General features: G+C 67.9%; 14 protein-coding genes. 1 reads left to right on the top strand and 13 read right to left on the bottom strand.

What is annotated here, in order from left to right:
- Position 1: 1 nt before the first annotated feature.
- From secD to ruvC, 5 genes are all read right to left on the bottom strand, one after another.
- Positions 2-1,816 carry a protein translocase subunit SecD gene (gene secD / locus GC106_RS08275; RefSeq protein ID WP_173126214.1) on the bottom strand — a complete coding sequence of 605 codons (1,815 nt, stop codon included), beginning with the start codon at positions 1,814-1,816 and terminating at the stop codon, positions 2-4.
- A 150-nt stretch (positions 1,817-1,966) separates the two neighbouring features.
- Positions 1,967-2,377, bottom strand: coding sequence for a preprotein translocase subunit YajC (gene yajC / locus GC106_RS08280; protein ID WP_173126217.1), 411 nt, complete (start codon positions 2,375-2,377; stop codon positions 1,967-1,969).
- A 114-nt stretch (positions 2,378-2,491) separates the two neighbouring features.
- Positions 2,492-3,547, bottom strand: a complete 1,056-nt coding sequence (gene ruvB, locus GC106_RS08285) for a Holliday junction branch migration DNA helicase RuvB (protein WP_173126218.1) — start codon at positions 3,545-3,547, stop codon at positions 2,492-2,494.
- 9 nt (positions 3,548-3,556) lie between these two features.
- Positions 3,557-4,153 carry a Holliday junction branch migration protein RuvA gene (ruvA, locus tag GC106_RS08290; RefSeq protein WP_173126221.1) on the bottom strand — a complete coding sequence of 199 codons (597 nt, stop codon included), beginning with the start codon at positions 4,151-4,153 and terminating at the stop codon, positions 3,557-3,559.
- Positions 4,150-4,719 carry a crossover junction endodeoxyribonuclease RuvC gene (ruvC, locus tag GC106_RS08295; protein ID WP_173126224.1) on the bottom strand — a complete coding sequence of 190 codons (570 nt, stop codon included), beginning with the start codon at positions 4,717-4,719 and terminating at the stop codon, positions 4,150-4,152. The genes ruvA and ruvC overlap by 4 nt, the downstream gene beginning before the upstream one ends.
- 87 nt (positions 4,720-4,806) lie before the next feature.
- Here ruvC and GC106_RS08300 point away from each other — a divergent pair, with 87 nt between their 5' ends.
- A complete protein-coding gene (locus tag GC106_RS08300; protein ID WP_173126227.1) occupies positions 4,807-5,250 on the top strand; it encodes a cupin domain-containing protein in 444 nt (147 codons plus the stop codon).
- Here GC106_RS08300 and GC106_RS08305 read toward each other — a convergent pair.
- From GC106_RS08305 to pdxT, 8 genes are all read right to left on the bottom strand, one after another.
- Positions 5,211-6,473, bottom strand: coding sequence for a cation:proton antiporter (locus GC106_RS08305; protein WP_173126230.1), 1,263 nt, complete (start codon positions 6,471-6,473; stop codon positions 5,211-5,213). The two genes, GC106_RS08300 and GC106_RS08305, sit on opposite strands and share 40 nt — an antisense overlap.
- A 9-nt stretch (positions 6,474-6,482) precedes the next feature.
- Positions 6,483-7,802, bottom strand: coding sequence for a cytochrome P450 (locus tag GC106_RS08310; protein ID WP_173126233.1), 1,320 nt, complete (start codon positions 7,800-7,802; stop codon positions 6,483-6,485).
- Positions 7,796-8,848 carry an alpha-hydroxy acid oxidase gene (locus GC106_RS08315; protein WP_246365102.1) on the bottom strand — a complete coding sequence of 351 codons (1,053 nt, stop codon included), beginning with the start codon at positions 8,846-8,848 and terminating at the stop codon, positions 7,796-7,798. Before GC106_RS08315 ends, GC106_RS08310 begins: the two co-directional genes overlap by 7 nt.
- Positions 8,845-10,407, bottom strand: coding sequence for an NAD(P)-binding domain-containing protein (locus GC106_RS08320; RefSeq protein ID WP_173126236.1), 1,563 nt, complete (start codon positions 10,405-10,407; stop codon positions 8,845-8,847). Before GC106_RS08320 ends, GC106_RS08315 begins: the two co-directional genes overlap by 4 nt.
- 156 nt (positions 10,408-10,563) lie before the next feature.
- Positions 10,564-11,082 carry a DUF4262 domain-containing protein gene (locus tag GC106_RS08325; protein ID WP_173126239.1) on the bottom strand — a complete coding sequence of 173 codons (519 nt, stop codon included), beginning with the start codon at positions 11,080-11,082 and terminating at the stop codon, positions 10,564-10,566.
- 9 nt (positions 11,083-11,091) lie between these two features.
- Positions 11,092-11,736 carry a hypothetical protein gene (locus GC106_RS08330; RefSeq protein WP_173126242.1) on the bottom strand — a complete coding sequence of 215 codons (645 nt, stop codon included), beginning with the start codon at positions 11,734-11,736 and terminating at the stop codon, positions 11,092-11,094.
- Between the two features lie 196 nt (positions 11,737-11,932).
- Positions 11,933-12,685 carry a YebC/PmpR family DNA-binding transcriptional regulator gene (locus GC106_RS08335; RefSeq protein WP_173126244.1) on the bottom strand — a complete coding sequence of 251 codons (753 nt, stop codon included), beginning with the start codon at positions 12,683-12,685 and terminating at the stop codon, positions 11,933-11,935.
- Positions 12,686-12,710: 25 nt separating this feature from the next.
- Positions 12,711-13,352: a pyridoxal 5'-phosphate synthase glutaminase subunit PdxT gene (gene pdxT, locus GC106_RS08340; RefSeq protein WP_246365105.1), complete on the bottom strand. Its 642-nt coding sequence runs from the start codon at positions 13,350-13,352 to the stop codon at positions 12,711-12,713.
- Between the last annotated feature and the right edge of the window lie 89 nt (positions 13,353-13,441).

Raw genomic sequence — 13,441 nt, forward strand, 5'->3', positions numbered from 1 at the left:
CTCAGGCCTCCTTCACTGTGGGACCGGTGCCGCCTGCGGCCGACTTGACGCGTTCGGCGGCGTGACTCTCGCGGTGCGCCGCACCCAGCCCGACGAGCTTGGGGTTGGACAGCTTCTTGGACCGCGACACGATGGCGACCAGCGGGTGCGTCACCAGGAACACCACGATCAGGTCGAGCACCGTCGACATGCCGAGGGTGAACGCGAAGCCCTTCACCTGGCCGACCGCGAGCAGGTACAGCACGGCGGCGGACAGGAACAGCACGGCGTCGGCGCTCAGGATGGTGCGGCGGGCACGGGCCCACGCGCGTGGCACGGCCGACCGGAATGTTCGGCCTTCCCGCATTTCGTCCTTTATTCGTTCGAAGAACACCACGAACGAGTCGGCGGTGAATCCGATCGCGACGATCAGGCCGGCCACGCCCGCGAGGTCGAGGCTGTAGCCGATGACGCGGCCGAACAGCACGATGATCGCGTAGACGATGGCGAACGACAGCACCAGCGACAGGATCGTCAGCAGGCCGAGCAGACGGTAGTAGAACAGGCAGTACACGAACACCAGCAGCAGGCCGATCGCCCCGGCGATGATGCCTGCCTGCAGTGACGCGAGGCCGAGCGTCGCGGAGACGGTTTCCGCGTCGGACGACTGGAACGACAGCGGCAGCGAACCGTACTTCAGCACGTCGGCCAGTGCGGTCGCGGTGCGCTGGTTGAAGTTACCGCTGATCTCGGTGTTGCCGCCGGGGATCGGGCCCCGGATCTCCGGGGCCGAGACGACCTTGGTGTCCAGCACGAACGCGGCCCGCTGGCCGACGTTGGCGGCGGTGAACGTGGCCCAGATGTCCGCACCGGTGCCGTTGAAGCTCAGGTTGACCACGTAGCCCGCGCCCTGCGCGTTCGGGCCCGCGGTGGCGTCGCTGATGTCCTGTCCACGCAGGAACACCTTGCTGAGCACGTACTTCTCGGTGCCCTCCTGGTCGCACGCGACCAGCGGCAGGTTCGGGTCGTCGTTGCCGACCAGGGGGTCCTCGGCCTCGCAGTTCAGCGACGCCAGGGCGGCCTGCTGTGCGGCCTGGTCCGCCTGCGGCGCGTTGCCGCCGTCCTCGGCGGTGGCCAGCGCCGGGTTCTGCCGGACGTCGCGTGCCTGCTTGATCTGGGCCGCGACCTCGGGGCTGACCGCGCCGGTGTCGTCGGCGGGCGGGGCGGGCTGCTGGGACGACGGCGGCGGCGCGCTCGGAGTGGTGGGGTTGGCGCTCCCGGACGGCGGCTGCTGCTGCACGTGTGGCGCGGGACGTCCCTGCGGCTGGCTGCTGGCCGACGGTGCGGCGCTCTGGCCGCCGGACGCGGGCGGAGGCGTGGCGGGCTGGCTGCCGGACGGCGGTGGCTGGGTCCCGCTCGTCGGTGGCGCCTGCGAGGCCGGCGGCTGCTGGGGCGTGTTCGGGACCGCCAGCAGGACCTTGCGGAAACCGAGGGTCGCCGTCTGGCCGAGTTCCTTGGCCTTCTCGCCGCCGTCACCGGGCACCGTGATCACGATGTTGTTGCCGTCCAGAACGACCTCGGCACCGCTGATGCCCTGGCCGTTGACACGGGTCTCGATGATCTGCCGGGCCTGGTTGAGCGACTCCGGGCTCGGCGCGTTGCCGTCGAGCGTTCGCGCGGTCAGCACCACACGGGTGCCGCCCTTGAGGTCGATGCCCAGCTTGGGGACCGGTTTGTGGTCACCAGTGCCGAACACGAGGCCGTAGAGGACCGCGATGATCGCTATGAAGAAGGCGAGATAACGAACGGGGCGGAAGTGCCCAGCCGATGGTGCCACGTCTGTCCGTCTCTCTATGCGTCACTAGTGGGGGAGCGGGCTCGGGTTGGTCATGACGCTGCGCCCGCACCCGATCTCGAATGGGTGAGGGCGCAGCGTACCGCGAAGGCGATGAGGTTGGTGTTTTCCCCAGCGCTCAGTGCAGTGCGGTCAGCTCTTCTTGGTCTGCTCGAGCGGCGGGGCCACCTCGGCGGTGGACTTCGGCGTCTCGGACGTGACGGTCTTCTCGTCGGCCTTGGTCTCCTCGACCTCGGCGACGGCCTCGTCGTCGTCCTCCACCGTCTCCTCGACGACGTCGTCGCTGACCTTCTCCCGGATCGCGGCACGCAGCCAGGTGGTCACCACACCGTCGGCGATCTCCAGGTCAACCGTGGCGTCGTCATCGGTGTTCGCGACGTAGCCGTACAGGCCCGACGTGGTCATCACCTTGTCGCCGACCTCGATCGAGTTCTGCAGTTCCTGCTGCTGCTGCATCGCGCGCTTCTGCTTGCGGCTCATCAGCACCATGGGCACGATGAGCACCGCGATCAGCAGAAACGGAAGCAGTTGCCCGAGGTTCATTTCTCTCCGTTCGGCGGACATCCCGTTGGAGTGGAAATGCCCGATTGTTCTGGTTGCCTGCCGCCGAGTGTGCCACCAGCGCGTTACGCCCAGACATTCAGCCTGTGCGCGCGGTCACTCGTCGAACAGCGTAGGCGCCGCTTGACCTGGTGCGTCGCTCGGGGCTTGCAACCCGAGGTGCGCCCACGCGGTCGCTGTCGCTACTCGGCCACGAGGTGTTCTTGCCAGCATGCCAGCGCGTACCAGGTACGGCTCGCACACTTCCTCCACGGTAGTTGACTCCTCCCCCACGGCGACAGCCAAAGTCGAAATACCGACCGGTCCCCCGCTGAAGGATTTGACCAGGGCGTTCAGCACGGCCCGGTCGAGCCGGTCGAGGCCCAGTTCGTCGACGTCGTAGACCTCGAGCGCGGCCCTGGCCACCTCAACTGTGACCGCACCGTTAGCTCGGACCTCCGCGTAGTCCCGGACGCGGCGCAGCAGGCGGTTGGCGATCCGGGGTGTGCCACGGGAGCGCCGCGCGATCTCCATCGCGCCGTCCGGCCGCAGGTCGACGCCCAGGATCGTGGCCGACCGAGCGAGTACCCGCTCCAGTTCGTGCGGCTCGTAGAACTCCATGTGCGCGGTGAAGCCGAACCGGTCCCGCAGCGGCCCGGTCAGCACACCGGACCGTGTCGTGGCGCCGACCAGCGTGAACGGCGCGATGTCGAGCGGGATGCTGGTCGCGCCCGGTCCCTTGCCGACCACCACGTCGACCCGGAAGTCCTCCATCGCCAGGTAGAGCATCTCCTCGGCGGGACGGGCGATCCGGTGGATCTCGTCGATGAACAGCACGTCGCCCTCGACGAGGTTGGACAGCATCGCGGCGAGGTCGCCCGCGCGCTCCAGCGCCGGGCCGGAGGTGATCCGGATGGCACTGCCCAGCTCGGCGGCGATGATCATGGAAAGGCTGGTCTTGCCCAGGCCTGGCGGGCCGGACAGCAGCACGTGGTCGGGTGGCGCGCCGCGGCGCATCGCGCCTTCGAGCACGAGTTGCAGCTGCTCACGGACACGCGCCTGGCCGACGAACTCGCTCAGCCGCTTCGGTCGCAGCGTCGCCTCGACGTCGCGGTCCTCCGGCTCCGCCAATGGCGAGAGCGCGTCCTCGTCAGTCACCGGGCCATCCTGCATGGCGCTCCCCTATCGCTTGCGACCGAGGACGGCCAGGGACTTGCGCAGCACCGCCGCGGTGTCACCGGCGGAGTTCTCGGCGAGCACGCCGTCGACGGCCTGCTCGGCGGCTTTCAGCGCGAACCCGAGACCGACGAGGGCTTCGACGACGGACCCACGCACCACGTTCGCGGTCGGCGCGACCGGCGACTCGGCGCCGGTCGCGAGGGCGCCGACCTTGTCGCGCAGTTCGATGATCAGCCGCTCGGCGCCCTTCTTGCCGATGCCGGGGACCTGCGTGAGCATCGCGACGTTGCCCTCGGACAGCGCGGTGCGGAGCTTGTCGGGTTCGAGGACCGCGAGCATCGCCAGGCCGAGGCGCGGGCCAATGCCCGACACGGTCAGCAGCATCCAGAACAGGTCACGTGCGTCCGTGTCGGCGAAGCCGAAGAGCGTCAGGGAGTCCTCGCGCACGATGAGGGCGGTGTAGAGCTGGGCTTCCTCGCCCCGGCGCAAGGTCGCCAGCGTGGACGGCGCGGCCTGGACCGCGAAGCCGACGCCGCCGACCTCGATCACGGCGTGGTCCAGTCCGACCGACTGCACCGGTCCGCGTACCGACGAGATCACCGCTTCGCTCCTTTTCGTGCTTCGGCCAGCCGGGCCTTGTGCACCCGGGCCAGTTCCGCCGCGCGCTGTTCGGCCTCGGCGAGCCGGGCGCGCATCGGCGCGCGCCAAATGTGACAGATGGCCAGCGCGAGCGCGTCGGCGGCGTCCGCCGTCGCCGGTTTCTCCTGCAGCTTGAGCAGCCGCATCACCATCGCGGTCACCTGCGCCTTGTCGGCCCGGCCGGAACCGGTGACGGCGGCTTTGACCTCGCTGGGAGTGTGGAACTCGACTTTCAGGCCGCGCCGGGCCGCGGTGACCGCGACGACGCCGCCCGCCTGCGCGGTGCCCATCGCCGTCTGCACGTTGTACTGGCTGAACACGCGCTCGACCGCGACGACATCCGGTTTGTGCAGGTCCAGCCAGCCCTCGACGGCGTCCGCGACCGCCAGGAGACGGTCGGCCAGCGCCGCGTCGACCGGCGTGCGGACCGTGTCCACGGCGACACACGTGACCTTCCGGCCGGTCCCGCCGTCGACCACGGCGATACCGCACCTGGTCAAGCCCGGGTCGACACCGAGCACACGCACACCATCACCCCTAAGAACGCCTGTTCGAAAGCCTATCCCGGCAGCCCGTGCAGGCTGGGCAGGACACGCCCTGGGCATGATGGGTTCGTGACCCCCGAAGAGATCATCAAGGTGCTGGACCTGCGGCCGCTGCCCGTGGAAGGCGGACTGTACAAGGAGAACCTCAACGGCCATCCGAACGCCTCGGCGATCTACTACATGCTGGTGGCGCCGCAGGTCTCCCGGCTGCACAAGCTGGACCACATCGAGATCTACTCGTACCACGCGGGCGCGGCCGCCCGGTTGTTGCTGCTGCACCCGGACGGCCGGGTCGACCGGCCGGTCCTCGGCATGGATCTGGCCGCGGGCGAACGTCCGCAGGTGATCGTGCCCGCCGGGACGTGGCAGGCGACCGAGACCTTGGGCGAATGGAGCCTGCTCGGCACGGTCATGTCGCCGCCGTACCACGAGGACGGAGTGACTTTCGCCGAAGCAGGCCCTCTCGCCGCCGCCTATCCCGCTGCCGCCGAGGACATATCGCGCTTGGCCTGACGGCGTTCCGCGCGCCGGTCGAGCCAGCTCAGCCACGGCGCGGTCATCATCGTCGTCACGATCGCGACCAGCACCAGGACACTGAACAGCGCCTGCGTCACGATGCCGACCTGAAGGCCGACGTTCAACGCGATCAACTGCATGAGACCGCGGGCGTTCATCAGCACGCCGACCCGCATCGCGACGAAGTTGTCCTCGCCGGTCAGTCGCGCCGCCGCCCAGCACGCGCCGAACTTGCCGATGACCGCGACGGCGACGCTGGCCACCGCGAGCAGCATCAGCGGCACGGTGAACAGCAGGCCGAACGACGTGTTCAGGCCGGAGTAGGCGAAGAACAACGGCAGGAAAACGACTTTGGTCACCGAGCTGATGGCGCTGACGATCTTCTCGGCGAGTTCACCGCGCGGGAAGATGAAGCCGACGCAGAAACCGCCGAAGACGGAGTAGAGCCCGATCAGGTCGGTCCACCACGCGGCGGCGAACAGGACGACCGCGGTCGCCAGCACCAGGTGCTCCGTGGCCATCCCCGGCCGCGCCATGACCCAGGCGAGGGCGGGCCGGGCGATGAACCAGATCACCAGGACGAACAGCAGCGTTCCGCCCGCGGTGACGAGGATCTTGCTGGGATCGCCCGTCGCGAGGCCGATCGTCAGGGCCAGCAGGATCCACGCCACGCCGTCGTCGAGTGCGCCCGCGGCCAACGACAGTGAACCCTGGCGCGTGCGGGTCAGGTTCCGTTCGCTGATGATCCGCGCCAGCATCGGGAACGCCGTGATCGCCAGTGCGACTCCGACGAACAACGCGGACACCCCGACCGGGACGCCTTCTTTGAGCGCGTCCACATGTCCCTGCGTCACCAGGATCAGACCGACGCCGAGGAGCAGAGGAGCGGTGACCCCGGCGAGTGACACCGTTCCCGCCGGGCGACCGAGGCCCCGGACCTTGTGCGACGCGAACTGGTGGCCGACTTCGAACATGAACGCGACCAGTCCGATGTGGCTGACGACGTACAGCATCGGCCGGACTTCGTCGGGGAACAACGCGTCCTGCACGCCGGGCAGCAGCAGTCCCAGTAAGGACGGCCCCAGCAGAACGCCCGCGATCATCTCCCCGACGACCGGCGGCTGGCCGATCCGCCGAGCGGCCATCACCACCACTCGGCACGTCAGCAGGATGATGACCGCGGCTAGGAAGAATCGCGCGGTAGTGGTGGCGATGTCCATCTGGTCCCCTCAATCCACGGCCAGCGAGCCGTCCTGTTGCTCGAAGTAGCGCCCGCACAGCCGCTGCCGGCGGGCGTCCCAGACCATGTAGCTGCCCAGCACGAGCTGGGTGAGGCTGCGCGTCACGTCTTCCCAGCGGTCCCGCAGCCGCATGACCGCCAGACGCCCGCCGACCGGCCGGTGGCCTGCCGACCGGTCGGTCAGCAGACACGGACCGCGGTTGGGAATCGATCGCGTGTGCGCCGCGGACGTGCGCAGTTCGAAGCGCTCGAGCGTTTCGCGCGCGACGACGCGCATCGTGACGGGCATCAGGCCGCGCGCCGGGCACGCGCGGTTCGCCGTGACGCCGTACGGGACGTGGTTGGCGTCTTTGGCCGACGCCGTCTTCCACCGGGACGGGTCGAAGCGCTCCGGGTGGTCGAAGCCTGCCTGGTGGAAGTCGGCGTAGTTGAACAGGAGCACCGAGCCGGCCGGGATGGCGCCGATCTCGCCGGTCGTGATCCGGTGCGCGACGCCGAACAACGGGTACAGGCGCAACGCCTCGTCCATGACGTCGTCCAGGTCGACCGTTCCGTCGCGCAGTCCTTCCTGCACGTCGGCGTGTTGCGCGATCGCCATCAGCAAATGCGTCATGGCTTCGCTGGACTGCACGACCGCGGTGTTGAAGAACGTGCCTTGCAGGTACCAGGCCTGTTCCTGGGTGCTCAGCACATCCGGCAACCGGTGCGGCACTTCGCCTGCCTCGATGCGCTTGACCAAGTAACGCGTCAGTCGTTCGCGCCTCGCCATGTGCCGCAGCCCGCAGCACTTCAACGCGGTCACGACGTCGTCCGCGTTGCCGACGATCAACTCGCGGGCATCCGACGGGCAGCGTTCGCCGAACACCACCTCGTAGTAGAAGTCCGCCCAGATCGGCATCATCACGTCCCTGAGCCGGACTTCGGTCACCGGCCCGCTGAATGCACCGAGGACTCGCTCGGTGCATTCCGCGGCAATCCGCGGTGCGTTGAGGTGCGCTCCGGCCAGAATGCGCCGAGTGGTCCGCGCGACCTCGGTGTAGCGCTCACCGGCTTCGAGGTGTTCCTGGTGCACCTGTGGTCCCGGCGCGAGCCAGTACCAGAACAGGTCCGACAGCACGGCGCCGCGGCTGCGTCCGGTGGCCGCGGGGTTTTCGTACAGCGCTCGGAACCGCGCCACCTCGACCTGGATGCCTTCTTTGCCGTTGACGTGCGCGAAGATCCGCAGCCGCAACCGGACGACCATGGCCGGTAACCAGAACGGCAGGCTGACGAGGAGAGCGAGCAGAGCGCCGAGGACCGCGATCAGCATCGGACCTCCCTGACGAGATCGCTCGTTACCTGACGTACGGAGGCGCACCCGGTCAGCGCGAGCGCCCGGTCGAGCTCTCCGCGCAACAGCTCCAGGACGTCGAGCACGCCTTCTTCGCCGCGCGCCGCCAAACCCCACAGCACGGGCCTGCCGATCCCGACCGCGTGCGCGCCCAACGCGAGCGCTTTGACGACGTCGGTTCCGCGTCTGACGCCGCCGTCCATCAGCACCGGGATATCGACCGCCGCCGCGACGTCGGCGACGGCGTCGATCGCGGCCACGGCCGTGTCCAACTGACGGCCGCCGTGGTTGGACACCAGTAATCCGCTGACTCCGTGTTCGACGGCCGTGACCGCGTCAGCCGGATGCATCAGTCCTTTCAGGACGATCGGGAGTTCCGTCGTCTGTCTGAGACGGTCGATGTGCTCCCACGACAGCTCCGGCACCATCGCGATGCTGCGCACGCCGCTGTCCCCGGCCAGACCACGCATGTTCTCGCAGTACAGGCCGGCCGGCAGGTCGTGGAACTCGTTGTGGTGATCGCGTTGGCGCCAGCCGAGAACCGGCGAGTCGACCGTGACGACCAGCGCCCGGCAGCCCGCGTCCTCGGCCCGCTTGACCAGAGCGTCGGTGACCGCCTGGTCAGGCTGGATGTAGAGCTGGAACCACAGGACCAGATCGGCGCCGCCTGCGGTGGCGATGTCGCCGATCGGCACGGTCGACGCCATGCTGGCGATCAGGACCGTGCCCGCCTTCGCCGCCGCCCGGGCCGTGGCCTGCTCGCCCGCCGGATCGGCCAGCCGGTGGAACGCGGTGGGTGAGAGCAGTACCGGCATGGTGATCCCGGCGCCGAACAAGGTCGTACCGAGATCGCGTCCGGGTTGCCCCCGCAGAACCCGGGGCAACAACCGCAGACGGGCGAACGCTTGCTCGTTCGCCCGCACCGTCACCTCGTCGTCCGCGCCACCCGCGATGAAGTCGTACGCGTACCGCGGCAACCGGTCTCTGGCCAGCGCCTCGAACTCCCTGACCGAGAACGGCATCATGTCGTCGCGGTCAGGACGGTCTGGAGCAGCCGCTCCGCGAGGAACTCGGTCAACGGTTTGCGGTGGTGGTCCTCACTCGTCCAGTCGTTCTCCAGGTTCTCGGCCACGTGGTGCTCGGCCAGCACACTGCCGCGTTGGACGTGCCGCACCACTGGGTGCAGGTACGCCGCGTCGTGCGCACGTTCGGCGTTGTCCTGCGCGACGCGGCGCACGGTGATGTCGAACGGGTCCACTTTGTCGTGGTCCGGGCCGTACTCGAGCGTGACGATGAAGTAGTCGTCAGCGAACTCGCTGTCGTGCGCGTAGTCGACCGGGACCTCCTCGTGGTACCGGGCTTCTCTGCCGTTCACGGCGATCAGGTCGCCCAGCATGCCGAACTGCTGCCAGAGCGCTGAGCTGCGGTTGACGCGCTCGAGGATGGCGTCGGTCAACGCGACCGGGTCCGCCGGATATGCCACACACGGCCATTCCTGGCCATGGTTCTTGTGCTCCAGAATCCGGTGCAGCGCCTTGACGGTGTACCGGAAACCGTGGATGAACCCGCTCGTGGACTTCTTGAAGTCGCGGACCTGCATCACCGTGCCGGCGAAGTACAGGCCGGGCACGTTGGTCGACTGCCATTCGCTGGTCTGCGCGGGGAAACGGTCCTTGATCACCAGTTCCGGACGGCAGTTCTCCGCGAAGATCGACGTGTCGAAGCGGAACCCGGTGCAGGCGATCACGCGGTCGTACGGGATGTCCTTGACCACTTCGTTGGCCCTGGAGAAGCTGACCGACACGACGAACCTGTCGCCGTCCTTGCGGATGTTGAGGATGTTGCCGTCCAGGATCGCGTTCTGAGACTTGAGCTGATACGTGTCCAGGAAGTTGTTGTTGACCGCACGCAGATGCCCGACGAAATGCGACTGCCACGCGAACCGCACCGAGTTCGGTCCGGCGACGTGAATGACGGCCGCGGTCTCGACCAGGTTGTCGGCGGTCTCGAAGGCCGAGTTGCCCTTCCCGATGATCAGCACCCGCTGGTCAGTGAAGTCCTGCGGGTCGACGCTGACCGTGCCGTACGACTCGACGAGGTCGATGCCCGGGATGTCCGGCACGAACGGCTGCGACGGACCGGTCGCGACGATCACCGTGGGCGCTTCGTAGACCTCGCCCTTGTCGTCGACGACTCGGAAGTTCTCGCCTTTGCCGACTTCCACGACACGCGCGTTGTACCGGACGGACAGGTCGAGCTTCGTGGCGAAGTCGTCGAGGTACCGGACCATGTCGTCGGCGTCCGGAAAGTACCGGGGTGTGTATTTCGTGAAAAGCAGATCGTGGTCGTCCGACAGCAACGAGTTCCAGTCCATCCGCAGGTTGAACTCGGCGTCGTCGATGCCGGTGCGCGGCTTGTTGATCGAGATCAGCTGACGGTGCCGGGGAAACGTGGCGAAGAACGAACCGGCCGACGGACCGGCCTCGACTACCAGGTAGTCGCGGCCCGCCCGGTCGAGGAAGTAGGCCAGCTGAAGCCCGGCCGGTCCCGCCCCGATCACCAGATAATCCGTGGCAGTGGGCATGACATCCCCTCCGTGGACACCTTGAGGTGGTGTGACAAGGGATGACTACGCACGTGGCCACGATGCAGTTCGCTGGTCGGACAGCGTAACTTTTCCCAGTATTGGTCTCAGTGCCGCGCCATTGTGCGCAGCGGGACGAACCTGGTAATGGCGGGCCTACGGACCGTTGACGCCGGGTATCCAGCTTTCCGGCCGGCCGCTTTCGGTCAGCACGTGCTGCCAGTCCGAGAAGCCGGCGGGGGCGTCCGGCGACCACGGCCAGTGGCCGTCCGCGGTGGGCGTGATGATCTGCAGCGCCGGGAAGTCGCCCTTGCGGTACAGCACGAACGCGCTGCCGAAGTACTCCAGGTAGTGCCCTTTGTTGACGCGCTCGACCGTCACCGGGATGCCTTCGAAGAAGTCCTCGTACAGGTGTCCCGGCAGAAACCGCTCACCGTTCCTGGCACGGTCGAGGTACGCGTTGATCAGCACCGGCCCCATGCCCTCCGGCAGGCCCAGCACCACGGCCTCGGCGACGCCGAACCGGCGCCACGCGCCGACTGAGAACGTGTAGCCCGCGCCGCCCTGGTCGCCGGGGACGTCGATGACCGCACAACCGTTGACTTCGGTCTCCTGAAGCAGCCAGTCGCGGAATCTCTGTTCGTCAGGGTTCAGCGGCTCGGACACGTCCGCCATTGTGCCTGGTCATCCGATCGAGCGATAACTCGCCTTGGCCCTGCCGAACGCGTACAGCAGGTACCCCAGCGCCAGCAAGGCGACGGCGAAGCCGGCGATCACACCGGGGAAGCTCGGTGCGCCCGGGTTGAGGAAGCGCCCGTACAGCCGGAGATCGGCGGCCACGTAGTAGAGCAGGTAGAGCAGCGGGTAACCGAGCCAGCTGATCGGGTACCACCATTTCATCGCCCGCTGGTTGCGGCCGACCACCAGGAAGTCGGCCAGCACGGCCAACGGCGTGATCATGTGCTCTAACAGCGAGTACGCGCTGCTCAGGCTGCCGCTCAGCAACGTCATGAACGTGACGCACACCAGCAGCGACAACACGGTCATCGCGCCACGCAACCACGGCGATCGCGGTTCGGCGCGGCCGGTGATCAGCGGATACGCGGCGAGTCCGGTGTAGACGACACCGGCGAGCAGGCTGGCCTGCTGGCTCAACGCCGTCAGTGGATCAGGCAACTGGCCGACGGCCAGGAAGAAGCCGAGGAACCCGCAGAACGCCACGAGCAGACGCCATGCGAAAACCCCGGGCACGGCCCGGGGTTTCGGCAGGACAGCGTCGTCGGCGGTCAGTTCGGCCTCACGCGTCCACGGCCGCCAGAATGTCGTCACTCACGTGGAATCGGGCACAGTGCGTAGACGTCCCGCCAGCCACCTCACGCATCCACAGCCGCCAAAATGTCGTCACTCACATGGAATCGGGCACAGTGCGTAGACGTCCCGCCAGCCACCTCACGCATCCACAGCCGCCAAAATGTCGTCACTCACATGGAATCGGGCACAGTGCGTAGACGTCCCGCCAGCCACCTCACGCATCCACAGCCGCCAAAATGTCGTCACTCACGTCGAAGTTGGCGTAGACGTTCTGCACGTCGTCGCAGTCTTCGAGCGCGTCGATCAGCTTGAAGACCTTCTTGGCGCCGTCCACGTCCAGCGGCACGGACACCGACGGCAGGAAGCTGGACTCGGCCGACTCGTAGTCGTAGCCCGCGTCCTGCACCGCCTTGCGCACGGCCACCAGGTCGGTCGCCTCGGAGACGATCTCGAAGCTGTCGCCGAGGTTGTTGACCTCTTCGGCGCCCGCGTCGATGACCGCCATGAGCACGTCGTCCTCGGCGAGGCCGTTCGACGGGATCAGTACGACGCCCTTGCGGTTGAACAGGTACGCCACCGAACCCGGGTCGGCCATGGAGCCGCCGTTGCGGGTCATCGCGGTACGGACCTCGCCCGCCGCACGGTTGCGGTTGTCGGTCAGGCACTCGACCAGCAACGCCACGCCGTTCGGGCCGTAGCCCTCGTACATGATCGTCTGCCATTCGGCGCCACCGGCTTCCTCACCGGCGCCGCGCTTGCGCGCACGCTCGATGTTGTCCAGCGGGACCGAGTTCTTGCGCGCCTTCTGCATGGCGTCGTACAGCGTGGGGTTGCCGTCCGGATCGCCCCCGCCCGTCCGCGCGGCGACCTCGATGTTCTTGATCAGCTTCGCGAACAGCTTGCCACGCTTGGCGTCGAGGGCGGCCTTCTTGTGCTTGGTCGTCGCCCACTTGGAGTGGCCGCTCATCTCTCCTCCGTCGTCTACGCGCCAGTCAGGACGCCCGAACTATCTCCGTGAACAGCCGGTGCACCCGCCCGTCGCCGGTGAGCTCCGGGTGGAAGGCGGTCGCCAGCACGGACCGTTGCCGAACCGCGACGATCCTACCGGCGGCTCCCGCCGGGATTGATCCAGCCGTTTCGGCGCCCGGCTCCGGTTCGGGAACGCGAGCGAGCACCTCCACCTCCGGAGACACCGACTCCACCCACGGCGCACGGATGAAGACGGCGTGCACCGGCCCGCCTTCGACGCCCGTGAAGTCCAGGTCCTCCTCGAAGGAGTCCACCTGCCTGCCGAACGCGTTGCGTCGCACGATCATGTCGATACCGTCGAGTTGGTGCTGGTCAGGGCGCCCGTCCAGGACCTTGCCGGCGAGCATGATCATGCCGGCGCACGAGCCGTAGGCGGGCAGCCCGCCGGCGATCCTCGCCTTCAGCGGCTCGAGCAGTTCGAACGTCTCCAGCAGCCGGGACATCGTGGTCGACTCCCCGCCGGGCAGCACGATCCCGTGCAGCCCGTCGAGTTCCTCGACCCGCCGCACCGGCCGGACCCGTACATCACACTCTTTCAGGGCAGCTGCGTGCTCCCGCACGTCGCCTTGCAACGCGAGCACACCGACAACTGGCTGAGCCGTCAACCTGGGTTCCCCTCCCGAAACGCCTCCTACCAGCTTAGAAGATGCCCTGGGCGTGTGCCGTCGGCGCCTCGCCGGCCGTGCGCGAGCGC

It is taken from the genome of Kibdelosporangium persicum (assembly GCF_013280595.1).
Classification (GTDB): Bacteria; Actinomycetota; Actinomycetes; order Mycobacteriales; family Pseudonocardiaceae; genus Kibdelosporangium; species Kibdelosporangium persicum.